The sequence below is a fragment of the Nonomuraea sp. NPDC005650 genome (genome assembly GCF_040605375.1).
Lineage (GTDB): Bacteria > Actinomycetota > Actinomycetes > Streptosporangiales > Streptosporangiaceae > Nonomuraea.
The window spans coordinates 1-24,414 of the sequence record NZ_JBEXCR010000018.1 but is presented as its reverse complement, the minus strand read 5'-3'; the positions used below and the strand labels follow the sequence as shown (position 1 = coordinate 24,414).

Sequence of the window (24,414 nt, the reverse complement as noted above, 5' to 3'; positions counted from 1 at the left end):
TCGTTGTACGTCCAAACTATTGACCGTCGGCGCGCCCGTGTGTGAGCCTTCTGGTGGAGCTCATGCGCGAAGGCGCGGTGACGGTCAGGGTCCTGCACTCTGCTCGTGCATGGCGGTCATCTGAAGCCTTTGGGGCGCCTGCTGGCGTGCCTGGAAAGGGAGAGCCGCGCATGCGAAGAAGATTATTGGTCATGTTCACGGTCGCCGCCGTCCTGCTCGTGGCGGCGATCGTGCGGATGTCACCGGTCTCGGCCGTCGCCTCGGACCCGTACGCGTACAAGAACGTCAGGATCGACGGCGGCGGCTTCGTGCCCGGCATCATCTTCAACCCCACCGAGAAGAACCTCATCTACGCCCGCACCGACATCGGCGGGGCGTACCGGTGGAACCAGTCCACCAAGTCCTGGACCCCCTTGCTCGACTGGGCCGGCTGGGACAAGTGGGGCTACAACGGCGTGATCAGCCTCGCCACCGACCCCGTGCAGACCAACCGGGTGTACGCCGCCGTCGGCATGTACACCAACAGCTGGGACCCCAACAACGGCGCGATCCTGCGCTCGACGGACAAGGGCGACAACTGGCAGGTCACGCCGCTGCCCTTCAAGCTGGGCGGGAACATGCCCGGCCGCGGCATGGGCGAAGCGCTGTCGGTCGACCCGAACAACAACAGCGTCCTCTACTTCGGCACCCCCAACGGCAACGGGCTGTGGCGCAGCACCGACTTCGGCGCCACCTGGGCGAAGGTGGCCAGCTTCCCGAACGCCGGCAACTACGCCCAGGACCCGAGCGACCCCAACGGCTACCTGAGCCACAAACCGGGCGTGGTCTGGGTGACCTACGACCCGCGCTCGTCCACCAAGGGCACCGCCACCAAGACCATCTACGTGGGCGTGGCCGACAAGGAGAACAGCGTCTACCGCACCACCGACGCGGGTGCCACCTGGTCGCGCGTGGCCGGCCAGCCGACCGGCTACCTCGCCCACAAGGGCGTGCTGGACACCGTCAACGGCTACCTCTACATCGCGACGAGCGACACCGGCGGCCCGTACGACGGCGCCAAGGGCGACGTGTGGCGCTACGCCACCGCGACCGGCACCTGGACGCAGATCAGCCCCATCCCGTCGTCCAGCTCCGACGACTACTTCGGCTACAGCGGCCTGACCGTCGACCGGCAGAAGCCGGGCACGATCATGGTGGCCACGCAGATCTCCTGGTGGCCGGACGTGATCTTCTTCCGGTCCACGGACTCCGGCGCGACCTGGACCCGCGTGTGGGACTGGACCTCGTACCCGAACCGCAGCTTCCGCTACAAGCAGGACATCACGGAGAACCCGTGGCTGACGTTCGGCACCAACCCACAGCCCCCTGAGGTCACGCCGAAACTCGGCTGGATGACCGAGTCCCTGGAGATCGACCCGCTCGACTCGAACAGGATGATGTACGGCACCGGCGCGACGATCTATGGCACCGAGGACCTGGCCAAGTGGGACTCGGGCACCCAGTTCACCATCAAGCCCATGGCCAAGGGCCTGGAGGAGACGGCCGTCCTGGACCTGATCAGCCCGCCGAGCGGCGCGTCCCTGGTCAGCGCCCTGGGCGACATCGGCGGCTTCCGGCACACGAACCTGGACGCCGTACCGTCGATGATGTTCACGGCCCCGATCTTCACCTCGACCACCAGCCTGGACTACGCGGAGAAATCCCCGTCGATCATGGTCAGGGCGGGCAACTTCAAGGACTCCGACCGCCCGAACGACAGCCACGTGGCCTTCTCCACGGACGGCGGCGCGAACTGGTTCCAGGGCACGGAGCCGGGCGGCATCGACGAGGGCGGCACGGTGGCCGCCGCCGCCGACGGCTCCCGCTTCGTCTGGGCCCCCAAGAACGTCACCCCGGTCTACTCGGTGGGGTACGGCAACTCCTGGCAGCAGGCGTCCGGCCTGCCCACGGGCGCGATCGTGGAGTCGGACCGCGTCAACGCGATGAAGTTCTACGGCTTCTCCGGCGGGCGGCTCTACGTCAGCACCAACGGCGGCGCGACCTTCACCGACACCGCCGCCTCCGGCCTGCCCACCAGCGGCAAGATCAAGGCGCTGCCGGGCAAGGAGGGCGACCTGTGGCTGGCCGGCGACGGCGGCCTGTGGCACTCCACGGACAGCGGCGCGTCCTTCACGAAGCTGTCGGGCATCACCGGTTCGGTGAACGTCGGCTTCGGCAAGGCGGCGCCCGGCGGCACGTACCTGGCGGTCTTCGCGGTCGCCACGATCGGCGGGGTCACGGGCCTGTACCGTTCGGACGACGCCGGGTCGAACTGGGTCCGCATCAACGACGACAAGCACCAGTGGGGCAACATGGGCGAGGCCCTGACGGGTGACCCCAGGGTGTACGGACGCGTCTACCTCGGCACCAACGGCCGCGGCATCCTGTACGGCGACCGCACCGGCCCGCCGGTAACCGTCACACCCACCCCGACCCCCACTGTGACCCCCACCGTCACGCCCACCGTGACCCCGACCGTCACACCCACCACGGGGTCGGGCTGCGCGGCGACGTACAAGGGCGTGAACGAGTGGTCGGGCGGCTTCCAGGCGGAGGTCACCGTCAAGAACACGGGCGCGGCGCAGATCACCGGCTGGAAGGTGACCTGGACCTGGGCGGGAGACCAGAAGATCAGCCAGCTCTGGAGCGGCACCCCGACCCAGACCGGCGCCAATGTGAGCGTCGTGAACGCCGGCTACAACGGCACCCTGGCACCCAACGGGACGACGTCGTTCGGCTTCACGGGCACCTACACCGGCACCAACACCCCACCCGCCACCCTCACCTGCACCCCGGCATAAAAGCCGTTCCACAGGGGGCGCCGCGCCTCAGTGTTCCGGCCGGCGCCCCCGTCAGGCTCAGGCGTCACTGACGAAACTCGAGCAGTCCGGACACTCATCCAGATACCGATGCCGGCACTCGACGGCGTGCCGCAGGAAGGTGATGGCCTGCCGCCTGCGGGCGATCTCGTCTTCGAGTGCGGCGATCTTCGCCCTCACGACCGCCTGTGCCGCCGACTTCTTCGGCGCCATGGCGGCGACGACCTCGGGCAACGACAGCCCGACGCGCCGCAGCTTCAGCACGGTGCGCGCCTGTTCCACGGCGGTGTCGTCGTAGAGGCGGTAGCCGTTGCCGTCGCGACGCACGGTGAGCGCCCCGACCTGCTCCCAGTGCCGCAACACGTGAGCCTCGACTCCGAGCTCCGCGGCGACCTCTCCGATCGTCTTCACCACGCACGCCTTGCCTTCATGTCGACCTGAACCCCTAGTGTCTCGCCCGTGCCCGACACCACGCGCCCCGAGGGCGCCCGTCACAGTCCATCGGTCCTGGTCACCGGCGCGACCGGCAACCTCGGCCGGGAGGTCGCCGACCGCCTCCTGGCGCACGGCGCGCGCGTGCGGCGCCTCGTGCGAGGGCGCGCCGCTCCGCTCCCCGGAGCCGAGCCGGTGGTCGGCGACCTCACGGACCCCGCTGCCGTACGTGCGGCGCTCGTGGGCGTCGACGCCGTCTTCCTCATCTGGCCGCTGCTCGACTCCGCCCCCGCCCACGGCCTGGTCGCGGAGATCGCCGCGGCGGCGCCCCGTGTCGTCTACCTGTCCTCCACAGCCGTGGACGACCGAGCCGCCCGTCAGAGTGACCCCATCGTTCAGGTCCACGCGGACCTGGAGGCCCTCCTCGACGACGCCGGTCTGCGACCCGTGGTGCTGCGGAGCGACACGCTGGCCTCCAACGCCCGTGGCTGGGCGGCACAGTTGCGCGCGGGCGACGTGGTGGCGGGCCCGGACGTCGCGCGTACGGCGGTGGTCGACGAGCGCGACGTCGCCGACGCGGCGGCGGGCGTGCTGCTCGCCGGCCACGGCCGACGGGATCGGGGCCCGTACGTGTTGACGGGACCCGAGGTGCTCGGCCGCGCCGAGCAGGTCGACCACCTCGGCGCCGCGCTCGGGCGGAGTCTGCGCTTCCAGGCGCTTCCGGCCGAGCTCGCGCGATCGCGAATGCTCGCGGACGGTCGTCCCGAGCGGCTGGTGGACGCGTTGATCGCCGCTTCGGAGCGTCGGCGTGAGTCGAACCTCATCACCGATCATATTGAGCGCCTCACCGGCCGACCGGCGGGCACGTTCGCGAAGTGGGCCATCGACCACGCGGCCGAGTTCGCCTGACGGGAGTCACGAACGATCTCCTGAATCTGTAGGCCTCTTGAATCGGACGTGCCAGAGCCGGGGAATGATATGCGAGGTAACGTGGCTCTTAAAGGTGAATGTCCGAATAGTCGGTTAGGGGTGTGCGCTCCAGTCCCTCAACCGCTCCACCGCATTCTCGAAAGGAGCGAAACCATGATCTTCCCGCGATATATGTCTGCTGCGAGGGTCTTGTCCCTGGGCTTCGAGCCCCCTGGGCCGAATCGGCTGGGGCCGAAGAAGAAGATCAACAGCGACAGCAGCAGCCGTTCCAACCGCCGTCGCCGCTGAGCTTCGCGCCTTCACGAATGTGGACCTGGCCGCCCGAGGTGGCCAGGTCTTCGTGTCGGGTGATCATTCGCCGCGTTCGCGGTCCAGCTCGTTGAGGATCCCGGCCAGGCCCAGCTCGAAGCGGCGGGTGAGGCCGGGGGCGCCGGTGAGCTCGTCGGCCACGGCCGTCAGGTGGGGGTAGCGGTCGGCGGGCAGCTCGTTGAGGAAACGGGTGATCTGGACGAGGCGGGTGTGGTTGGCGGGGCCCTTGCCGAAGGCGATCTCCTGGCCGGCGAAGCCGGTGACATAGAACAGCAGCAGCAGGTAGCCGTAGCTGGACAGCCGGTAGTCGAAGCCGGCCTGGCGCAGGATGCCGATGATGTGGTCGGCCAGCCGCAGCCCGTTCGGCCCGAAGGGCACCCTGCCCGGCAGGAGCCGGGTGGCCGCGGGGTGCGCGAGGAGGACCTGGCGGAGTTCGAGCCCGAGACCGGCCAGCCGCTCGCGCCAGGGGCGCCCGTCGTCGGCCGGCAGCCGGCATTTGCCCAGGACCACGTCGATCAGCAGGTCGAACAGCTCGTCCTTGCCGCGTACGTGCCAGTAGAGCGACGGCGACTTGATGTCGAGCGCCACGGCGAGCTTGCGCATGCTGAAGGCGTCGAAGCCGTGCTCGTCCAGCAGGTCCAGCGCCGCCTGGGCGATCTGGGCGCGGTCCAGCCTCGGCTCGGCCTCCTCGATGCCGCCGGGGAAGCCGGGGTCCTGACGTGCCATGCGCGAACTCCTCTGTCTGACGCCCACCAATCTAGCAGTGCAAGGCATTCCCTAGCAGTGTTAGTCTCTCCCTTGCATTGCTAGGGAAGATTCGGTGAGAGGACAGCGGAGATGCAGGTGATCGTCATCGGTGCCGGGCTGGGCGGACTGTGCCTGGCGCAAGGGCTGCGGCGGAGAGGCGTCGGCGTCGCCGTGTACGAGAGCGACGACTCCCTGACCTCCCGGCAGCAGGGCTACCGCATCCACATCGACGAGCACGGCGACCGGGCGCTGGCCGAGAGCCTGCCCGAGCGGCTGCACCGGTTGTTCCGCGCCACCGCCGGGCTCCCGCGGACCAGCACGCCGGTCTTCGACCACCGGCTCGGGCGGCTCGCGGTCCTGGAGCCGTCCGACGGCGGCGTGCACCTGGCGGTCGACCGGCTGACGCTGCGGCGGATCCTGCTCTCGGGCCTTTCGGACGTGGTCAGGTTCGGCAAGCGGTTCACGCACTACCGGGTCGGCGCCGGCGACGGCGTCACCGCGTACTTCGCCGACGGCACCACCGCGACCGGAGACGTGCTCGTGGCCGCGGACGGCGTCAACTCCCCGGTGCGCCGGCAGTACCTGCCGCACGCGCGCGTGGTGGACACGGGCCTGCGGCAGTTGTACGGCAAGGTGCCGCTCACGGCGCGGACCCGCGAGCTGTTCCTGGACGACATGTTCGCCGTCTTCACCCCGATCATCTGCCCGGACGGCGGCTTCGTCGGCGTCGCCCCGGTGGAGTTTCCCGAGTCCGTGACACAGGCCGCCGCCAGGCTCGCCCCCGAGGCCGTGCTGGACGCCACCCAGGACTACATGACCTGCGCCTTCGGCGCCCGCCGCGAGCTCCTGCCGCCTGACGACGAGCTGCGCACGATGACGGGGGCCGAGCTGCGCGCCCTGACCTTGACGGCGATCGAGGGCTGGCACCCCCGGGTCCGGGCGATCATCGAGCACTGGGACCCGTCCACGGTCTTCGCCCTGGTCCTGCGTACCAGCGTGCCGATCGAGCCCTGGCCGACCACGAACGTCACGCTGCTCGGGGACGCCATCCACGCGATGAGCCCCGCGGGCGGGATCGGCGCGAACACCGCCCTGCGGGACGCGAGCACGCTCGCCACCGCGCTGGCCGAGGCCGCCGACGGCCGGCCCCTCGTCCCGGCGCTGGCGGAGTACGAGGCCGCGATGACCGCCTACGGCTTCGCCGCCGTACGCACCTCCGCCGCGAACGGCCACCGCCTGCTCGGCCAGGACCCCCTCCCCGCCGCCTGAGCCGGCGACTCCTCCGAGTGGACGTCGCGTACCGGCCGATCAAGTCGCGGATCGCCCGCGGAGGCCCTGGACGGCCGCGCCGATCCCCTTCCTGTCGTAGCCGGCGGTCGGCAGGGTGGCGCCGTGGGCGTGGCGGACGATGCCCTGGGAGTCGACGAGGATGCTGCCCGACTGCTGCAGCGAGCCGAAGACCTTCCTGCTCAGGCCGATCGTCTCGTGCGGGGTGCCCCGAAGGCCCACGAGGACGGGGAACGGGACTCGGCGCCTGGCCTTCCACGCCGCCGCTTCCTGACGGTCCTCGGGCACCGCGACGAACACCTGAACACCGTCACCCGCGAACTCGTCGCGGCGCCGGATGAGGTCCTGAACGTGCCTGTAGCAGACCGGGCACGACGTCGACCGCATGAAATAGATCAGCACGGCACTCTTGCCCTGGTAGTCGGACAACCGGACGGGCCGGCCGTCGGTGTCCTCCAGCACCACGTCGGGCGCGGGCGATCCGGTTTCGAGCATGGCGAAACTTCCCCTTCTCACTCGGGTGGTGGAAATGCGGCCACACAGGTCAGGCGTCGGACGTCGCGCCCAGGTTGAGCCGGAGCCTGGCGCGGCCCCGGTGCAGGTGCGACTTCATCGCGGCGTCGCTCAGGCCGAGCGCCTCCGCGACCCTGCGCCCCGGGTAGCCCAGCACGTCCCGCATGATCAACACTCTGCGCTGGACGTCCGGCAACTCCTGGATCGCCTGCGCGACGAGCTCAGCCTCCAGCCGCTGGATGGCCTCGTCCTCGGCCGACGTCGCCAGGCCGGGCTCGGCCTCGTCCGGGCGCTCCAACAGCAGTCGAGCGCGGCGCAGGCACTCGTTCCTGACGATCCTGAACATCCATGACGCCAGCGCCCCGGTGGCGCGCAGCGAGCCGATCTTCCGGTAGAGGATGATCAGCGCCTCCTGCGCGGCGTCTTCGGCGTCCTGCGGGGACGCGCAAAGATGCTCCGCGAAGCGCCGTACATGGGAATGGGCGCCATGGATCACCGCGGCGAGCGACTCGCGATCACCGTCCTGCGCGGCCCTGATGAGCTGCGCGCTCGCCCAGGAGCGGTCGGCACCCATATCCATCTCCTTCACCGGTGCGGCCATCACCTCATAAGAGGCATCCACCCCGCAAAAGGATTCACCCTTCAGTCCCGCCGGCGCGGCGGCCTCGCCGGTAGTGCTGCTTTAGTCGCCCGGAGGCAGACCAAGGTCGGATGCCCGGGCAGGCGCGCCGTCCGTAGCTTCGGACCCATGACACAAGTGCGCACGCAGCTCGCCGGTCGGGTCCACGAGATCGACGCGGTGCGCGGTTTCGCGCTCGCGGGCATCCTGGTGGCCAACATCGGCTTCTTCGCCGATCCCGGCTACGCGGTCAACGGCACCATGCCGATCCCCGACGGGCCCGTGGCCACGGTCATCACCGCCCTGGTGCTGACCAAGTTCTACATCATCTTCTCGTTCCTGTTCGGCTACTCGTTCACGCTGCAGATGCGCTCGGCGGAGCGGGCGGGCGCGAGCGTGCGGGCCAGGACGCTGCGCAGATGCCTGGGCCTGTTCGTGATCGGCCTGGCACACGGGATCCTGCTGTGGATCGGGGACATCCTCACCCTGTACGCCGCCCTCGGCCTGCTCCTGCTCGCGCTGCGCGACATCAGGCCGAAGACCGCCGTCGTGACCGGATCGGTCATCGTCGGCGTGCTGACCCTGCTGTGGTCCGGGCTGGCGTGGCTGTCGACCCTCGACCCGACGGCCGGTCAGGCTCCGGCGGCCGGCACCGCGGCGGCTGCCCGCACGCTGGCCCTGGCCACCGGCAGCCCGCTCGACGTGCTGAGCCTGCAACTGGAGCTGTACCCGCCGCTGGTCGCGATGATCTGGATCTTCCAGGGGCCGATGGCGCTGGCCATGTTCCTGTTCGGGCTGGCGGCGGGCAGGTCCAGGCTGCTGGAGGAGACCGGGCGGTGGTGGCAGCTCGCGCCGCGCATCCAGTGGATCGGCTTCGGACTCGGCCTGCCCGGCGGGGTCCTGCTCGCGCTGACGGCCGGCGCGCCGGGCGCGTGGGAGCTGGTCGGCCTGGCGGTGTCCACGGTGACCTCGATCCTGCTGGCCGCCGCGTACGTGGTGACCCTGCTGCGGGTGATCCGGCGCTTCCCCGCTGCCGGGCGCGCGCTGTCGCCCGCGGGGCGGGTGGCGGCCTCCAACTACGTCGGGCAGTCGGTGCTGTGCTGCCTGGTCTTCACCGGGTACGGCCTGGCGCTGGCGGGCAGGCTGTCGCCGCTCGCCGTGATGGGCGTGGCCCTGGCGATCTACACGGTCCTGCTCTGGCTGAGCGCGCGCTGGCTGCGTACGCATCGCTACGGACCGGTCGAGTACGCCCTGCGCCGCCTCACCAACTGGGCCTAGCTCCGCCGTGGTCACCACGACGGAGGCGGTCAGCCCTTGACGGCGCCGACGATCACGCCCTTGGTGAAGTGGCGTTGCACGAAGGGGTAGATGATCAAGGCAGGGATCACGGCGATGACCACGATGGCCATCTTGATGGCGAGCGTCGGCGGGGCGTCGCCCGTCACGCCCGCCGTGGCGCTGGGCAACGGGTTGGAGTCCACCACGTACTGTCGCAGGATCAGCGCCAGCGGCCACTTCCTCGTGTCGTCGATGTAGAGCATCGCGTTGAACCAGGCGTTCCAGTAGCCGACCGCGTAGAACATCGCCACGACGGCCGTGACCGCCTTCGACATGGGCAGGACGATGCGCCACAGGATGCGGAACTCGCCGGCCCCGTCGATGCGGGCGCTGTCCAGGACCTCGCCCGGGATGCTCATGAAGAACGAGCGCAGCACCACCACGTTGAACGCCGAGACGGCCGTCGGGAGGATCAGCGACCAGTAGCCGTCCTTCAGGCCCAGGCCGCTGACCATCAGGTAGACCGGGATGATGCCCGGGAAGAAGACGAACATCAGCAGCACGCTGAACAGCAGCGGGCGGTGGAGGAACGAGCCCGGGCGCGACAGCGAGTACGCGCCCAGGATGCTCACGCCGGCGCTGATGAGGGTCCCGACCACCGTGATGCCCGTGCTGACCAGGACGGCCCGGCTGACGACCGTGTCGGAGAAGATCTGCTCGTACGCCTCGAACGTGAGCCCCTCCGGCACCAGCACCAGCCCGCCCGCGCGGTTGACCGTGGCGGCCGAGCTGAGGCTGGTCAGGACGATGGTGTAGAGCGGGCCGAGGATCACCAGGACGACCAGCGTGATCAGCGTGCCCTTGCCGAACTGGCCGGCCGGCGAGGGCCGCTCCTCCCACGGCGACAGCCGGGCGGGTTTCCGGGAGGTGAGGACGGTCATGATCGCGAATACACCCCTCGCTCGCCGAACGCGTGCGCGACCCGGTTGGCCGCCACGATGAGCAGCAGCCCGACCAGGCCCTTGAACAGCCCGGCCGCCGCCCCGTACCCCAGGTCCCCGGTACGCAGGCCCGACCAGTACACGAACGTGTCGAAGACCTCGGACGCCGCGCTGCCGACGGCGCTGCGCTGGAGCATGAACTGCTCGAACCCGACGTTCAGCGCGTCCCCGAGTCGCAGGATCAGCAGGAGCACGATCACCGGACGCAGCCCGGGCAGCGTGATGTGCCACATGCGACGCCACCGGCGGGCTCCGTCCACGGCGGCGGCCTCGTACAGGTTGGGGTCGATGGTGCTGAGCGCGGCCAGGAAGATGATCGCGCCCCAGCCGGCGTCCTTCCAGACGGTCTGGGACGTGATCAGCAGGATGAACGTGTCGGAGTTCGTCATCCAGTCGACGCCCTGGTGGCCCTGCTCCCGCAGGATCTGGGCCAGCAGCCCCGCCCCGCCGAACATCTGCTGGAAGATGGCGATGACCAGCACCCAGGAGAAGAAGAACGGCATGTAGACCACGCCCTGCACGAACGCCCTCAGCCGGGCCGAGACGATGCTGTTGAGCAGCAGCGCCAGCATGATCGGCACGGGGAAGTAGAAGACGAGCTGGAAGGCCGTGATGGACAGGGTGTTCGCGATGGCGCGCAGGAACTGCGGGTCCTGGAAGAGCAGCGCGAAGTTGGTGAAGCCGATGATCGGGCTGCCGGTGATCCCGCCGGTGTACGGGTTGTAGTCCTGGAACGCGATGACGTTGCCCAGGGCCGGGATCCACCAGAAGGCGAGGACGAGCAGCAGCATCGGGAGGTTCATCACGAGCAGCGGCCAGTCCCGCCGGAGCTTGGCCCGCCAGGTCAGTTCGTGGGGCTTGGCCGCGACGCTCAGGGGGTGCCGGGCCGTTCGCCTGGCCGTCGTCACGCCCATGAGAAGCCCCTCGCGAGAGTCGCCGGGGTCACAGCCTGCCGTTCTCCCGCGCGACCTTCGTGTAGAAGTCGCGCGCCTCGTTCCCGCCCTGCTCCTGCCACTCCTTGACGATCTTCGGCCACTCGGACACGGGCCGCTTGCCCCGGAAGATCTCCTGCATCTTGTCCTCGGTGGGCGTGGTCAGCCCGGCCATCTTGGAGGGCGTCTCCACCCGGATCCCCACGAACGGGTCGCTCTCCAGGATCTTCGAGGCCATCGTCTGCCAGTCGTACTGCGCCTGGACCAGGCCCTTGTACTGGCTCTTCTCGTTGGCGTTCGGCCGGCCCGACAGGAACATGTACGTGGGCGCGACCTCCTTGCGCCCGAGCGCCGTCTGCTCGATCTTGCCGTCCTTGACGTCGTAGTGCTTGCCCTCGACGCCGTTGAAGACCAGCTCGTACTCCTGGGTGCCGAACGGCGCCGAGCACCAGTTGGACAGGGCGAGCAGCTCGCGGGTGCGGGCGTCGCCGAGACCCTTCTTGATGAAGACGAACATGCTGGCGGGCTCGTTGCGCCACATGATGGTCTTGCCGCCGGGCTTGGCCGGGTAGGGTGCGACGATCTGCATGTCGAACTTGGGGTTGTCGGCCTGGAACCGGCCCAGGTTCTCGTGCCAGGCGCCGAGCCCGTCCCGGTAGATGATCATCTGGCCGCTGCCGAAGACGGCTTTGTTGTCGGCGTCCTTGTTCGCGACGATGTCGGGGTGGACCCACCCGGCCTCGAAGAGCTTGGTCATGAACTCGATCGAGGCGGCGAACTCGGCGGTCTCGTACTTGTACTCGAGCGTGCCGTCGCTCTTCTTGCGCCACTCGCGCGGAGCCCCGAAGGCCCGCTGCATCTCCTGCTCCATGCCGCCGCCGAACGCCCAGCGCTTCTTCTTGGGGTCGGTGATGGCCTTGCCGAGCGCCAGCAGGTCGTCGCCGCTCTTGGGCTGCTGCAGGCCCAGCTCGTTCAGGATGTCCTGGCGGACGAAGGTGGCGAACGGGAACGGGTCGTTCTGCCAGGGGATGCCTTGAAGGACGCCGCCGAAGACGCCGTACTGCCAGGCCGCGGTGTCGTAGTTGGCCAGCAGCGGGAACTCCTTGGCCTTGTCCCCGGCCAGGAAGGGGGACAGGTCGGCGAAGAGCTTGTTGGCCGCCTCGGTGAAGTGGGCGATCTTGATGAGCTCCCAGTTCGGCACCATGAGCATGTCGGGCACGTCGCCGCTGGCCAGCAGGGTGCTGAGCTTCTGCCCGTAGGTGTTGCCGTCGGAGATGTTGAACCGCACGACGCCGCCGAGGCGCTCGTTGACGTAGTCGTAGTAGGAGTTGCTGCCCAGGCCGGGCGGCACCGTGCCCCACAGCGGAGTCATCGCGGTCACTTCCTTGCCGCTGGTCAGCGGCTTGGTGGTGACGGCCTGCACCATGGTGGCCGGGCGGGTCAGGAAGCCGGGCGAGACGAACTCGGCACCGGGCAGATCGGGTTTGAGCCCGGGGATCTCGAACGGGATCCGCGTGGGCACCAGGCTCTTGAGTTTGTCGGCCGCGACGGCCGTACCCTTGGACAGCTGCTTCTTCTCGGCGCAGCCGGCCACCAGAACGCTCGCACCGACCAGGCCGAGGAATCCGCGGCGGGACGTGTTGGTTGCCATGGCCCGCTCCCTTCTCCAAGTGGGGATGGCCTTATTACAATTAGTTGGTATTGCGACCAAACAAATTAGTAGACTGTGACCGTCGCCACAAGGGATCGCGACGTCACAGGTTGGTGCCGATGGCAAGGGGTCGCGGCATCGGCCCGTGTTGGTGAAGGGAGCCAGGGATGCGGCATGCTGGGGTCATCTCTTGGCGGGAACGGGGCGGATATTGATCACTTCTACGACCGGCCCTCAGCCGGCCGACTTCGCCGACGTAAGGGCCACCAACCTCGCGGTCGTGCTGCGGTTCGTCCGGGAGCACGCGCCCTGCTCGCGGGCCGACATCGCGGCCTCCACCGGGCTCAACAAGGCGACGGTCTCCAGCCTGGTCGCGGACCTCATCGACCGGCGGCTGGTCCGTGAGACGGGCCTGACGGAAAACCGGGTCGGCCGGCCGGCCACGATGCTGGTCCTGGACGGCTCGCCGTACGCGGCCATCGGGGTCGAGATCAACGTCGACTACGTCTCCGCCGTGGCCACCGACCTCGCCGGGGAGCGGCTGCTGACGTGGCGGCGCTCGTTCAGCGGCGGCGAGTCCGTCAACCAGGGCGTCGCGGGCGTCGGCGCGATCATCAGGCGCGTGGTCAACCGCATCGCCAAGGAGGAGCGCCAGATCCTGGGCCTGGCCGTGGCCGTGCCGGGGCTGGTCGACGTGCAGGGCACCGTACGCATCGCGCCCAACCTCGGCTGGCGCGACGCCGACATCGGCGGCGACCTGACCAAGGCGCTGCGCGATCCCGGCTTCCCGATCCAGGTCGACAACGACGCCAACCTCGCCGCCCTGGCCGAGCAGCGCTTCGGCGCGCATTCGGGGGCCTCTGACCTCGTCTACCTCACCGGCGAGATCGGCGTGGGCGCGGGGATCATCCTCGACGGGCGGCTGCGCCGGGGCCGGCGCGGCTACAGCGGCGAGATCGGCCACGTCCAGCTCGACCCCGACGGCCCCGAGTGCCACTGCGGGCGGCGCGGCTGTCTGGAGGTCATGGCCGGGATCGGCGCCGTGCTGGGCAAGGACCCTTCTCCCGCCGAGATCCAGGTCGAGATCGAGGAGTCCGTACGCCTCGCCCGCGCCGGCGACCCCGCGACCCTGACCACGCTGGAGTCGGTGGGCCGGAGCCTGGGCAAGGGCGTGTCGATCCTGGCGAACCTGCTCAATCCCGAGGTCGTGATCCTCGGCGGCTATTACGTCCCGCTCGCGCCGTGGCTGCTGCCCGCCGTCCAGGACGAGATGGACGACCGCGTGATTGCCGCCGAGGCGGGAGGCTGCCAGGTCGTCGCCTCGACGCTGGGCCACGACGCGGCCGCGCTGGGCGGCGCCGCGAGGGTGCTCGACTCCATAGATTCGGGGAGATTGCCCCGAGTCCCTTGACCTTGGTCACCGGGGAGTGCACTCTTCAGTCAATCCACCGAAATGTCCGCGTAACTTCCCCAGGCCGGTCGTCGAAGCGCTTCGACACTCTCAGAGGGATGACCATGCAAGAATCCTTCCGCGACCCAGCGATCCCGATTCCCGACCGGATCGACGACCTGGTGCGCCGGCTCACCCTTGAGGAGAAGGTGGGCCTGCTGCACCAATACCAGGCGCCGGTGGAGCGGCTGGGCCTCGGCGCGTTCCGCACCGGCACCGAGGCGCTGCACGGGCTGGCCTGGCTGGGACCGGCGACCGTGTTCCCCCAGGCCGTCGGGCTGGCCTCGACGTGGGATCCCGACCTCGTACGCAGGGTGGGCGAGGCCACCAGCGACGAGGTGCTGGCCTTCCACCACAAGGATCCGGCGGGCGCGGGGCGCAACGTGTGGGCACCCGTGGTGAACCCGCTGCGCGACCCCCGCTGGGGGCGCAACGAGGAGGGGTACTCCGAGGATCCGTGGCTGACCGGCGTGATGGCCACGGCCTATTCGCGCGGGCTTCGTGGGAGCGCTCCCGAAATTCTCAAGACCGCCCCCACACTCAAGCACTTCCTCGCCTACAACAACGAGACCGACCGCTGCACGACCTCCAGCAACCTGCCGCCCCGGGTGCTGCGCGAGTACGAGCTGCCCGCCTTCCGGGCCGCCATCGAGGAGGGCGCGGCGGTGGCGGTCATGCCGTCGTACAACCTGGTCAACGGCCGCCCCGCGCACCTCAGCCCGCTGATCGGCGAGGTCCTGCGCGCGTGGGCGCCGGACGACCTGCTGGTGGTCAGCGACGCGTACGCGCCGGGCAACCTCACCGCGCTCCAGGGCTACCACGACACCCTGCCCGAGGCGTACGCGCACGCGATCAAGGCGGGCCTCGACAGCTTCACCCAGGACGACGACCGCTCCGAGGCCACGCTCGGTCACCTGCGCGACGCGCTCTCCCAGGGGCTGCTGGCCGAGGAGGACGTCGACCGGGCCGTGCGGCACGCGCTGTCGATCAGGTTCCGGCTGGGGGAGTTCGACCCGGCGACGCCGTACGACGACATCAGCGACAACGTGGTCAACTGCCCCGAACACCAGGCGCTGGCCAGGGAGACGGCGCGGCGCTCGTTCGTGCTGCTGAAGAACGACGGGCTGCTGCCGCTCGACGGCGTGACCAAGGTCGCGGTGATCGGGCAGCTCGGCGACGCGCTCCTGGAGGACTGGTACAGCGGCACCCTCCCGTACGCGGTCACCGTCCGCCAGGGGCTGGGCGAGCGGTGCGAGACGGTGTTCTGCGAGGCCGTGGACCGGGTGACGCTGACGGCCGAGGCCGGACCGGTGGCCGCCGATCCCGCGGGCGGGCCGCTCGGCGTGGGCTCGGAAGCCGGCGCGTTCGACCTGTTCGACTGGGGCGGCGGGGCCTACGCGCTGCGGGCCGTGGCGACCGGCCGGTTCGTGTCGGTGGACGGCGTCACGCTGGTGAACGACCAGCCGGGGCCCAACGGGTGGGAGGTGCGCCAGACGTTCCGGATGGAGGAGCGGCCGCGCGGCACGCTCGCCCTGCGCCACATCTCGACCGGCTGCTACGTCGGCGCCGGCGACGACGGCGTGCTGCGCCTGGTCGACGACGCCGACCAGGCGGTCTGGCTGGCCATGGACGTGGTCAGGAGCGGCACCGAGCAGGCCGCCCGCCTGGCCGCGGCGGCCGACGTGGCGGTCGTGGTGGTCGGCGACCACCCGCTCGTGAACGGCCGCGAGACCGAGGACCGCATGACGCTGGCCCTCGCCCCCGGGCAGGACGCCGTGGTGCGGGCCGTCCGCAAGGCGAACCCCCGCACCGTCATGGTCATCACCAGCGGCTACCCGCTCACCTGGACCGACGACGAGGTGCCCGCCGTGCTGTGGTCGGCCCACGGCGGCCAGGAGTACGGCCACGCCCTGGCCGAGGTGCTCTTCGGCGACGCCGACCCGGAGGGCCGGCTCACCCAGACGTGGTACCGCTCCGAGCAGGAGCTGCCCGACCTGCTCGACTACGACATCATCGCCTCCGACGCCACGTACCTGTACTTCCGCGGCGTCCCGCTCCACCCGTTCGGCCACGGCCTGAGCTACACGACGTTCGAGTACGCCGACCTGCGCGTGCAACTGGACGGCGACCTGGTGCGGGCCCAGGCCACCGTGACGAACACCGGCCCGCGGCCGGGCGTGGAGGTCGTCCAGTTCTACACCCACCAGCAACGCTCCCGCGTCAAGCAGCCGCTGCGCCGCCTGCGGGGCTTCGAGAAGGTCCGCCTGGCGCCCGGCGAGAGCCGTGCCGTCACCCTGACCCTGCCGGTGCCGGAGCTGGCGTTCTGGGACGTGACCAGGAGCAGGTTCGTCGTCGAGAGCGCGCCGCACCAGCTCATGGTCGGCCGCAGCGCCACTGACCTGCGCCTGAGCGCCCGCTTCGAGGTGGACGGCGAGACCGTGCCGCCCCAGTCGGGGCTGCTGCGCGCGGCGGCGCACGACGAGTACGACGCGATCACGTTCGTGGACGAGACCAAGGTGGACGGCGACGCCGTCAGGTCCGACGCGGAGGGCGCCTGGATCCTGTTCCGGCGGGTCGATCTCGGCGGGGCCACCACGTGCGTGGCGACGGCCGGCAGCGTGGAAGGCGGCATGATCACCATCCGCCGCGGCGACCCCCTCTATGGGCCGGCGCTCGCCACCTTCCCCGTGCCCAGGAGCGAGCGCTACGCCTACCACGCCATCACGGCCACGCTTGCGGACGCGGACGGCGTGCACGATCTTTATGCCGTGTTCGAGAACGACGGCGTGACGCTGGCCAGGCTCGACTTCGGAGCCGGGGCTTGAGCGGGCGCACGGTCACGATCGCCCAGGTCGCCAAGCACGCGGGCGTGGCCGTCAGCACGGTCTCCTACGTGCTCAGCGGCAAGCGGACGATCTCGGCCGACACCAGGCGCCGGGTGCTCGACAGCATCAGCGCGCTCGGCTACCACCCCAACGCCGGCGCCCGCGCCCTGGCCAGCAAGCGCTCCAACGTGATCGCGCTGGTGCTGCCGCTGCGCGCGGGCATGCACGTGCCCGTCCTGATGCGCTTCGCCAGCGCCGTGGTGACGGCCGCGCGCCGGTTCGACCACGACGTGCTGCTGCTGACCGCCGACGAGGGCACCGAGGGCATCCGCCGGGTCGCCGCGAGCGCGCTGGTGGACGCGCTGGTGCTCATGGACGTCGAGCTGGACGACCGCAGGGTGCCGCTGCTGCGCGAGCTGGCCGAGCCGAGCGTCCTCATCGGCTTCCCCGCCGAACCGGCCGGGCTGACGTGCGTCGACCTCGACTTCGCCGCCGCGGGCGCGCGGTGCGTGGACCACCTGGCCGAACGCGGCCACGAGGAGATCGCGCTGCTCGGGGCGCCCTCGGTGGTGTACGAGCGGGGGACGGGGTTCGCCCGCCGCACGCGCGAGGGGTTCGTGGAGGCGGTGACCGCCCACGGCCTGCAGGGCGTCGCGCTGCCGTGCGAGGAGACGTTCGACGAGGTGTACGAGACCGTCCGCGGCCTGCTCCTCGACCGCCCCGGCCTGTCCGGGCTGGTCGTGCACAACGAGGCGGCGGTCGGCCACGTCCTGGCGGCGCTGCGGCAGCTCGACCGGCGGGTGCCGCACGACGTGGCGGTGGTGGCGATCTGCCCCGACGACGTGGCCGAGCGCGCCAGCCCGCCGCTCTCCTCCGTGCTGATCCCGGCGGAAGAGGTGGGCAGGGAGGCGGTCCGCCTGGTCATGGACAAGCTCGAAGGCCGCGCCGTCCCCGACTCCACCCTCCTGACCCCGCTCCTGGCCGTCCGCGCCAGCACCTGACCCAAAGCGGCGTCAAGGCTGTCCGCTTTTTCGCCTCGTGGAGTTCCGCGCCCCCTTCTCGGGGCAGGCTGGCCGCGTGCGAGGGGAGACGCAATGACCGAGCCGCGCGTGCCCCCGGGGCGCTCAGCCGCGGACTCGGGCCCGAAGGGATTGACGGCCGTGACGGCCGGCGGGGTCGGGCTCCGCCATATCACCGACCTGACCGCCAAGGAGGCCGAGGGGGTCACGGCGGTCGAACCCGTCGAGGGCGGCTGGAAGATCGGCGTCGAGGTCGTCGAAGACCGTCGCATCCCCTCCTCGGACGACATCCTCGCCCTCTACGAGGCCGAGATCGACGCGCAGGGCGGCCTGCTGTCGTACCGGAGGCTGCGGCGCTACCGGCGCTGCGACGCCGACTCCACGCCGGCAGGATGATCGTCGGCGTGTACTTCAGCGTCTTGAATTCTCTGTAGTTCCTGAAGGAGTCAGGCAGCTCGGACAGGCGTGGCCTGGCGTGGGCCGCCCCTGTGCTGGGTGAGTGTGAGCACGGGGGTGGCTTGGGCGCGGTGGAAGCCGGTCCGGTGGTGAGAATTCCTGACATGCCCTGTCCGGTTCGGCTGGCGCCGTCCCGGCTTGGGTGCATGGCCCGCCGGACGCTGTCCACTCCCCGGAGGGAGCGGGGCGGGCACCGTGCGCCGGTCGGGGGTGCAGGTCGGTTCGGGTGCGGCGGGCGCGGCGGGCCGCCCTGGTGGGCCTGCGGGCCCGGCGGGCGCGGGCGACGTTGCCCTCCACCGCCTTGCCGATGGTGCGGGTACCGGTGGTGCGGTGGATGCGGGTGACGTGCTGGCCGAGCAGGCCGCGCGCGACGATCCGCTCGGCCGCGGCATGGTCTCGATCACACGACAGGCCGCAGGCCGGGCAGTACGCCCAAGTCCAGCCCTTCTCGGTGAGCCGGTCCGGGGCCGAGCAGTGCCGGAGGCAGGCCGCGCTCAACTGCGCGAAACGGGGATCGGTGACGGTGATGCCCGCCAGGAGGGTTTCCTGGTGCTTGTGCTTGGTGGCTAGGTGTTCACGCTCGGCCCGCAGCCGGTGCAGCTTGGCGGAGATGCCGGTGGCGTCGTAGGCCAGCGGACGCCCATCCGAGAGGACTCGGCCATCGACCAGCCGGGCGACCGTGCCGGTCAGCAGCGTGTTGAGGCCCCAGTCGAACCCGCACCCGATCACGTGGCCGGTGGCGGGCGCGAAGGCGATCGGGATCTGGAACGGCAGATCGACGCGTACCCGGCCTTTGCTGACCCGCAGGGTGGGGGTGCACAAGGTGGCCTCTGGCGGGACGGTAGGTGGCAAGGTGATCGGCAGCAGGTGCCAGGCCCAGTCCCTGCGGCAGGCCGGAGCATCGGCCAGGGGGAGCCGCACCCGCAGGTGGGCATTGCGCTGGTCGGTGCGCTCCAGGGTGATGAGTTGCCGGTCGGCGGCTGCCAGCACGATCTGTGTCGCACTGGCCGGGGGCTCCTCCAGTTCGGTCAGATCAGCCAGCAACGCGCCATGCGCATCGCGGTGGGCGCGGATCTGCCGGGTCCGGTTGCGGATGTCCGCCGCGCTCACCCCGTCCGGCAGCACCTTGCGCAGCGCCGTCCACTCGGTGTCGGTGCGCGCCCACGGGCTGGCCGGCCAGGTCGCCACGATCGCCTTCACCAGGCGGCGCCGGTGCAGCGCGAGCCGCAAGGTGCGGGCGGCCTGCTCTTGGGCGCAGCGCAGCACCCGATCGCACACGTACACCCCCGGTTCCGGGCCTGCGCCCTAGCCGAGCCTGCGGACGGCCATCCATCCCTTCGACGGCAACGCCCGCCCGTCCGGCCCGACCCCGGATGCGAGCGCGTCCAGATCGCCGGGGTTCCACCGGGCGGTGACCAGATGGGCGGTCAGCTCCCGCGCCAGGCCGCTCAGCCAGGCGACCCGTTGCACCAGCAGGGTGTCAGAGATGATCTCGCCGGTCTTTTCCACCGTCGCGGAGTGGGCGGTGCAGGTCGCGGTCGCGGTGAGCACGCTCATGCACCGGCCCTCGCCCGGAGGCGGCACCGCTGCGTGTGCTGCTCGACCTGCACCCCGCCCACCTCCCGCCGCCCACCTCTACGGTGTGTGATTGTAACGCTACCGAAAGTTTGCATCTTTGGGTAGAACGTTTGAGCGATAGGCGCTCGCCGGACACCGTTCGCCCAAACCTTCGCTGTCCTGGTCCGGCCGCTACGACACAGTTCGCCATCCCGCACCGTCAGAGGGCTCTCCTACCTGGCCCGCGCCAGACACGCGCACGTAGCGACATAGGGCTGCTCCCGGACCACGAGAACCGCAACACCGGCGAAGGCACCCAGATCTCCCCCGACACGTGGCGCGCACCTCCGGCCGGGCCTCCGCGACCTTCAAGGAGCGCATCGCCCGCGGCACCGTCTGGGCCATGCGCCACCCGGGCCCGTACCGGCCTACTCCACGGTGACGGCCCACCGCTCGTGGTCCCTCCACGCGCCGTCGATGAACTGGAAGCCCGGCGAATATCCCTCTTTCCGGAAGCCGACCCGCTTGATCAGGTTGAGGGAGGGGGTGTTCGACGGCTGGATGTTGGCTTCGACGCGGTGCAGCCCCAGTTCGCCGAACGCGTACCCGACGAGCAGCCGCAGCCCCTCGGTCATGTAGCCCCGGCCGGTCGTGGAGGAGTAGGCGCAGTATCCCAGGGTGCCGTCCTGGCGGGTGCCCCGGATGATGTTGTTCAGGTTGGCCCGGCCGACGATCGCGCCGGTGTCGAGCCGGCAGAGGACGAAGCCCTCGTTCGCAGGGTGGTCGAAGCGCGCCATGTACCCCTCGAAGGCTTCGTCGGTGACGATGGGGATGCCGGGCATCCAGCGGGCGAGGAGGTCGGCGCTCTGCCTGTTCAAGGTCAGGAATTCCGTACGGTCGTCGAGACCGATGCGGCGGATGCCGACGCGGGTGCCCTGGGCGAGGTAGGTCACCTATCGATCTTGTCGCAAAGCCGGCCACGACGCGCACCGCCAAGACCGGCCGTCCCACTCGACCGGGAACGGCACGGCGTGCGGGAGCGGCGCCCCCCACACCCGCTCACCCAGCCCGCAGAGCACGCTGAGCCCCGCGGTAAGACTGCCGACATGCCCGACCAGCACAACCGCCTCACCTGGACGGGCGGCTGCTATGGAGGCGAAGACGGCGACCACGCGGGCCACGACCGCGTGCCCGTCCTCACCGTCCGCCACCGCTTCCCCCAACCGCCCGTCCACGACCCAGGACCGCAGCACCTCGGAGGTACGCGCCCGGACCGTCGGGGTCGGCGGTGCCCTCGAACCGCCCGACCCCGAACTCCACGAGCCCCCGCAGGGCCACCACCTCCCGCAGCCCCAGCCCCCGCGCGATGATCTCGGCGGTCTGCCGGGCGCGGACCGCCGTGCTGGCGTAGATCCGGGTGACCCCCTCGCCCAGCAGGAGCTCGGCCGCCTCCGCCGCCTGCACCCGCCCCCTGGGGGTCAGCTCCGCCAGTGGCAGCGCCCCGGCCACCTGGGCGACGACGTTCTCCGACTCGGCATGGCGCAGGCACAACACGCGGACACCCATGCGCCCGACCCTACGAGCCGGAGCCCTCAACGCGCTCGATTCCCTGGAGGAGGGCGGCGAGCGAGTCCTCAGGGCCCTGTCCGGCGGTGTCGACGACGACGCGTTCGCGCTCCCACGGCTCGTATTCGCGCTCGACGACCTCCCGCCAGTCAGGCAGCCACAGGCCGGGGATGTCGACCGAGCGCGAGGCGACGCGGTGCCGGTGCTCGGCCGGATCGGAGCAGACCACCTCCACCTCGGCCACCGGAACGCCCGCCTCGACCCCGACCTCCCGCCAGGCGTCGCGGGTGATGGCCAGCGGATTCACCGACTCCGCGATCACCGTCAGCCCCTGCCGCAGGTGCTCCCCGGCCAGGGCGTAACCGACGACGTATCCGGCGGGGCCGACGGGGTGACCGGCCAGGCCGGAGCGGACGATGGCCTGCTCGATGGTGTCGATCCGTACGTGCACCGCCCCGATGCGGGCGGCCAGGAGCCGGGCGAGCGTCGTCTTGCCTGTCGCGGGGAGGCCGCCGATGACGATGAGCATGCGCCCCATGTTAGGAAGGCCCACCCCGGAAAATGTCACTCCCGTCGGCCAAGCTGAACCCGTCCGTTCTCACGAAGGGTTGTCGTTCGTGCCGATCCAGGTTGCCGGCCGCCGCCGTTCTGCCGCCTCACTCGCCAGAGCCTTCCCCGGGGCCGAGGTCATCGACGTGACCTCCAAAGCGGACGAGCCATGGGTGCGGCTGAGCCCGTTCTACCCGCACGGTGGCATCCCCGTCCCGCAGTCCCCGGGCGTCACCGGCCAGACCGTCGAGGGGATCTGGCAGGCGCTCAAGGTCTTCGAGACCGCCGATGTCGACCCGGCCAAGCTCACGATCACCACCATGACCGGCCTCAAACGCACCGTACGCAAACACGGACCGGTGCGCGGCCACCGGGACGGCCTCCACGGGGACCGGCTGCTCCCCTACCTGACCGCCCGCCGCCGCATCTACCTGCCCGCCTACCGCTGGGTTCTGGAGCACAGGACCGGCGATCTGGTGGAGCGCCTGCGCCTGCTCGCCGCCGACCGCGACGTCGTCCTCCTCGACTACACCACCAACGGCGACATCCATGACCCCACCACCCCGCTCTCCCACGCGGCACTGATCCGCCTGCACCTCCAGGGGGAGTGGCCCGAGGAAGCGTGACGACCCCGCATCCCGGGCACCCATCGCCGGCCGTTGATCCGTGACAGGGGCTCGTAACGCAGGTGACGGTGCCGCGCCGTCGCAGCTCGCCATGCCCGAGCACCGCCACGGGCGACGACCACCGTTCGGCAGACCGCCCGACCATGCGTAAATCGAGTTACTGCATTACGCGTAAGTCGATCTACACGTGACCCGCAGATCGGCTTGAGGCGCTCAGATGGGTTCCTGGGCTGGTTGGACAGTGTCCGTGTGACTCTGCAACCTAAGTTGCCTAGTTCTATGCAACCTCGGTAGCCTACACTGATGATGAGGAAGCGGGATCTGGAGCGACGGATGCGCAAGCTCGCCAAGGAGTACGGCGTACCTGTTCACTCCACCGAAGGCGGCAGCCACACCAAGTGGCACGCCGGTTCGGAGGCGATGCCTGTGCCTCGCCACTCGGAGGTCAACGAGCGCACGGCGAAAGGAATCTTGGAGAACTGGGAGAGCATCCTCGCTGAGGTCGCGAAGGAGCAGGAGGACCAGTGAGCAAGCGCGACACCTACGCCATCACCGCCAGTAGAAGCGACGACTGGTGGGCTTTGACCATCTCCGGACCGGGCCTCAAGCGCAGCTACCACACACAGGTGAAGCGCTTGGAACAAGCTGAGGAGATGGCGCGTGACCTGGTGGCGACCATGCTGGATATGGATGTCGCCGAGATTGACGCCGACTTCGACTTGACCGTGGCCGACGATGAAGTGGCCACAGAACTGGTGGCCACGCTGGTGACCCGCCTCGCGGCGACTCTCGTCAAACAAAAGGCTGCAGAAGCGACGCAAGCCACGGCCGCTGATCTGGCGCGAAGAGGTTACGTTCACCGCGACATCGGTTACCTGCTGGGCATGTCACATCAGGCTGTTGGAAAGCTGCTGAACGAGGCGGAGAGGGGGACGGCTGCTTCCGCGGACGAGGCCGGTACGCGTTCCCAGGCGGTTTCCTCCCTTAGGGACATGCTCGGTCGGCTCGCCATGACGCATGACGCGGAAGCGCTGTTGAAGTCTTATCTACTCGATGCGGCCGAAGGCGATCCGATGGATCTCACGCTGGACAGGCTCAGGGCGGTCGGAGAGCGGCTGCGCCCTCGCGGACGGCCGAAGCTGACAGACGCCTGATCGTCTGAGGCCCTGGAAATTCCTCACCCGCAGTCGGAGCCGGGCCCGAAGCCGACGCCATGCCGGCTCTGCGACCAGGCGAAGCGGGAGCGAGCGCTCACGAGGGGAGGCCGCTACCGGCTCGGCCCGGTGCTGGCGTTGTCCCTGCTCGCCGTACTCGCCCTTGGCTGAGGGGTGGCCGGTACCGGGCGGCACAACGGTTCTGGATCGGGTCCTGCCCGGCGACAACGGTGAAGGTGAGGGCCGCAGCCGGGGCAGATCTCCATGCGTCCCATTCAGCAGCGGGCACCGGATCGCTGACCCGAATGCCCCGGCTTTGACCGAGGAAGCGGACGTGGACGGCACGCATCGGAAACGCCCGTCCTTGGGCTCTCGCGCTTTGGTTACACGACATGCAGGCCGTTTAGCCGAGATCTCCTATGACGATCAGTTTCCAGAGATCAAGTACGGCGATCCGTGTCTTGCCACGGCCGATCTCCGTGACTGTGGGCTTTGCGGCGTTGCTCCGCTGCGTCCGGCGGATCAGGTACGCGCCACCCTCGATGCACTGCTCGTACTCGACGTTCCCACGGGTGAGGTACTCCCGGACCCTCGTCCGCGTCCCCAGACAGTCGTACGGGAACCACTCAAGGCCAGGCATTGCGACCACGCGGGC

25 protein-coding genes are annotated in these 24,414 nt (G+C 70.0%); 11 read left to right on the top strand and 14 right to left on the bottom strand.

The annotated features are described in order from the left end of the window. The first annotated feature begins 170 nt into the window (after positions 1 to 170). The gene (locus ABZS69_RS29505) at positions 171 to 2,840 is read left to right on the top strand and encodes a cellulose binding domain-containing protein (RefSeq protein WP_355378265.1); all 2,670 of its coding nucleotides are present in this window, start codon (positions 171 to 173) and stop codon (positions 2,838 to 2,840) included. A gap of 57 nt (positions 2,841 to 2,897) precedes the next feature. Here ABZS69_RS29505 and ABZS69_RS29500 read toward each other — a convergent pair whose 3' ends face one another. Then, the gene (locus ABZS69_RS29500; protein ID WP_355378264.1) at positions 2,898 to 3,269 is read right to left on the bottom strand and encodes a MerR family transcriptional regulator; all 372 of its coding nucleotides are present in this window, start codon (positions 3,267 to 3,269) and stop codon (positions 2,898 to 2,900) included. Between the two features lie 48 nt (positions 3,270 to 3,317). On the opposite strand from ABZS69_RS29500, the gene ABZS69_RS29495 reads away from it, so the two are divergent. Next, positions 3,318 to 4,199, top strand: a complete 882-nt coding sequence (locus ABZS69_RS29495; protein ID WP_355378262.1) for an NAD(P)H-binding protein — start codon at positions 3,318 to 3,320, stop codon at positions 4,197 to 4,199. Positions 4,200 to 4,571: 372 nt separating this feature from the next. On the opposite strand, the gene ABZS69_RS29490 is transcribed toward ABZS69_RS29495, so the two are convergent. Next, positions 4,572 to 5,255 (bottom strand): TetR/AcrR family transcriptional regulator C-terminal domain-containing protein, encoded by a 684-nt coding sequence (locus tag ABZS69_RS29490; protein ID WP_355378260.1) that lies wholly within the window; start codon positions 5,253 to 5,255, stop codon positions 4,572 to 4,574. A 111-nt stretch (positions 5,256 to 5,366) separates the two neighbouring features. Here ABZS69_RS29490 and ABZS69_RS29485 point away from each other — a divergent pair, with 111 nt between their 5' ends. Then, positions 5,367 to 6,545 carry an NAD(P)/FAD-dependent oxidoreductase gene (locus ABZS69_RS29485; protein ID WP_355378258.1) on the top strand — a complete coding sequence of 393 codons (1,179 nt, stop codon included), beginning with the start codon at positions 5,367 to 5,369 and terminating at the stop codon, positions 6,543 to 6,545. A gap of 39 nt (positions 6,546 to 6,584) precedes the next feature. Here ABZS69_RS29485 and ABZS69_RS29480 read toward each other — a convergent pair whose 3' ends face one another. After that, positions 6,585 to 7,058, bottom strand: coding sequence for a peroxiredoxin family protein (locus tag ABZS69_RS29480; RefSeq protein ID WP_355378256.1), 474 nt, complete (start codon positions 7,056 to 7,058; stop codon positions 6,585 to 6,587). Positions 7,059 to 7,107: 49 nt separating this feature from the next. Beyond that, the gene (locus ABZS69_RS29475) at positions 7,108 to 7,650 is read right to left on the bottom strand and encodes an RNA polymerase sigma factor (protein ID WP_355378253.1); all 543 of its coding nucleotides are present in this window, start codon (positions 7,648 to 7,650) and stop codon (positions 7,108 to 7,110) included. 174 nt (positions 7,651 to 7,824) lie between these two features. On the opposite strand from ABZS69_RS29475, the gene ABZS69_RS29470 reads away from it, so the two are divergent. Continuing rightward, positions 7,825 to 8,973 carry a DUF418 domain-containing protein gene (locus tag ABZS69_RS29470; RefSeq protein ID WP_355378252.1) on the top strand — a complete coding sequence of 383 codons (1,149 nt, stop codon included), beginning with the start codon at positions 7,825 to 7,827 and terminating at the stop codon, positions 8,971 to 8,973. Positions 8,974 to 9,002: 29 nt separating this feature from the next. On the opposite strand, the gene ABZS69_RS29465 is transcribed toward ABZS69_RS29470, so the two are convergent. From ABZS69_RS29465 to ABZS69_RS29455, 3 genes are read right to left on the bottom strand one after another with little or no spacing between them, the layout of a single operon-like run. Beyond that, positions 9,003 to 9,914, bottom strand: a complete 912-nt coding sequence (locus ABZS69_RS29465) for a carbohydrate ABC transporter permease (protein ID WP_355378250.1) — start codon at positions 9,912 to 9,914, stop codon at positions 9,003 to 9,005. Continuing rightward, positions 9,911 to 10,888 carry an ABC transporter permease subunit gene (locus tag ABZS69_RS29460; RefSeq protein ID WP_355378249.1) on the bottom strand — a complete coding sequence of 326 codons (978 nt, stop codon included), beginning with the start codon at positions 10,886 to 10,888 and terminating at the stop codon, positions 9,911 to 9,913. The genes ABZS69_RS29465 and ABZS69_RS29460 overlap by 4 nt, the downstream gene beginning before the upstream one ends. 28 nt (positions 10,889 to 10,916) lie before the next feature. Beyond that, entirely contained in the window at positions 10,917 to 12,557 is a 1,641-nt protein-coding gene (locus tag ABZS69_RS29455) for an extracellular solute-binding protein (RefSeq protein ID WP_355378247.1), read from the bottom strand. Positions 12,558 to 12,768: 211 nt separating this feature from the next. Here ABZS69_RS29455 and ABZS69_RS29450 point away from each other — a divergent pair, with 211 nt between their 5' ends. The 4 genes from ABZS69_RS29450 to gvpO all read left to right on the top strand — a co-directional run bounded on the left by ABZS69_RS29450 (position 12,769) and on the right by gvpO (position 18,247). Next, complete coding sequence (locus ABZS69_RS29450; protein WP_355378245.1) at positions 12,769 to 13,968, top strand: ROK family transcriptional regulator; 1,200 nt, start codon at positions 12,769 to 12,771, stop codon at positions 13,966 to 13,968. A 98-nt stretch (positions 13,969 to 14,066) separates the two neighbouring features. Next, positions 14,067 to 16,832 (top strand): glycoside hydrolase family 3 C-terminal domain-containing protein, encoded by a 2,766-nt coding sequence (locus tag ABZS69_RS29445; protein WP_355378244.1) that lies wholly within the window; start codon positions 14,067 to 14,069, stop codon positions 16,830 to 16,832. Beyond that, a complete protein-coding gene (locus tag ABZS69_RS29440; protein WP_355378242.1) occupies positions 16,829 to 17,833 on the top strand; it encodes a LacI family DNA-binding transcriptional regulator in 1,005 nt (334 codons plus the stop codon). The genes ABZS69_RS29445 and ABZS69_RS29440 overlap by 4 nt, the downstream gene beginning before the upstream one ends. Before the next feature lie 93 nt (positions 17,834 to 17,926). Next, positions 17,927 to 18,247: a gas vesicle protein GvpO gene (gene gvpO / locus ABZS69_RS29435; RefSeq protein ID WP_355378240.1), complete on the top strand. Its 321-nt coding sequence runs from the start codon at positions 17,927 to 17,929 to the stop codon at positions 18,245 to 18,247. 15 nt (positions 18,248 to 18,262) lie between these two features. Here the strand turns inward: gvpO and ABZS69_RS29430 are convergent, their stop codons facing one another. From ABZS69_RS29430 to ABZS69_RS29405, 6 genes are all read right to left on the bottom strand, one after another. After that, positions 18,263 to 19,591, bottom strand: a complete 1,329-nt coding sequence (locus tag ABZS69_RS29430) for a hypothetical protein (protein WP_355378238.1) — start codon at positions 19,589 to 19,591, stop codon at positions 18,263 to 18,265. 21 nt (positions 19,592 to 19,612) lie between these two features. After that, on the bottom strand, positions 19,613 to 19,864 hold the full coding sequence (locus tag ABZS69_RS29425; RefSeq protein WP_355378236.1) for a hypothetical protein: 252 nt from the start codon (positions 19,862 to 19,864) through the stop codon (positions 19,613 to 19,615). Between the two features lie 428 nt (positions 19,865 to 20,292). Beyond that, positions 20,293 to 20,817, bottom strand: coding sequence for a GNAT family N-acetyltransferase (locus tag ABZS69_RS29420; protein WP_355378234.1), 525 nt, complete (start codon positions 20,815 to 20,817; stop codon positions 20,293 to 20,295). After that, complete coding sequence (locus ABZS69_RS29415) at positions 20,818 to 21,075, bottom strand: histidine phosphatase family protein (protein ID WP_355378233.1); 258 nt, start codon at positions 21,073 to 21,075, stop codon at positions 20,818 to 20,820. Next, positions 21,062 to 21,430 carry a histidine phosphatase family protein gene (locus tag ABZS69_RS29410; protein WP_355378231.1) on the bottom strand — a complete coding sequence of 123 codons (369 nt, stop codon included), beginning with the start codon at positions 21,428 to 21,430 and terminating at the stop codon, positions 21,062 to 21,064. Before ABZS69_RS29410 ends, ABZS69_RS29415 begins: the two co-directional genes overlap by 14 nt. Before the next feature lie 10 nt (positions 21,431 to 21,440). Then, positions 21,441 to 21,959, bottom strand: coding sequence for an AAA family ATPase (locus tag ABZS69_RS29405; RefSeq protein ID WP_355378229.1), 519 nt, complete (start codon positions 21,957 to 21,959; stop codon positions 21,441 to 21,443). A gap of 88 nt (positions 21,960 to 22,047) precedes the next feature. Between ABZS69_RS29405 and ABZS69_RS29400 the strand changes: the two genes are divergently transcribed. The 3 genes from ABZS69_RS29400 (at position 22,048) to ABZS69_RS29390 (ending at position 23,759) form a co-directional block, all read left to right on the top strand. Continuing rightward, a complete protein-coding gene (locus ABZS69_RS29400; protein ID WP_355378228.1) occupies positions 22,048 to 22,605 on the top strand; it encodes a hypothetical protein in 558 nt (185 codons plus the stop codon). A 303-nt stretch (positions 22,606 to 22,908) separates the two neighbouring features. Next, positions 22,909 to 23,133, top strand: a complete 225-nt coding sequence (locus ABZS69_RS29395) for a hypothetical protein (protein WP_355378227.1) — start codon at positions 22,909 to 22,911, stop codon at positions 23,131 to 23,133. Further along, positions 23,130 to 23,759, top strand: a complete 630-nt coding sequence (locus tag ABZS69_RS29390) for a hypothetical protein (RefSeq protein WP_355378225.1) — start codon at positions 23,130 to 23,132, stop codon at positions 23,757 to 23,759. Before ABZS69_RS29395 ends, ABZS69_RS29390 begins: the two co-directional genes overlap by 4 nt. Positions 23,760 to 24,162: 403 nt before the next feature. Here ABZS69_RS29390 and ABZS69_RS29385 read toward each other — a convergent pair. After that, on the bottom strand, positions 24,163 to 24,414 hold a 252-nt coding region (locus ABZS69_RS29385), incomplete at its 5' end, for a hypothetical protein (protein ID WP_355378224.1).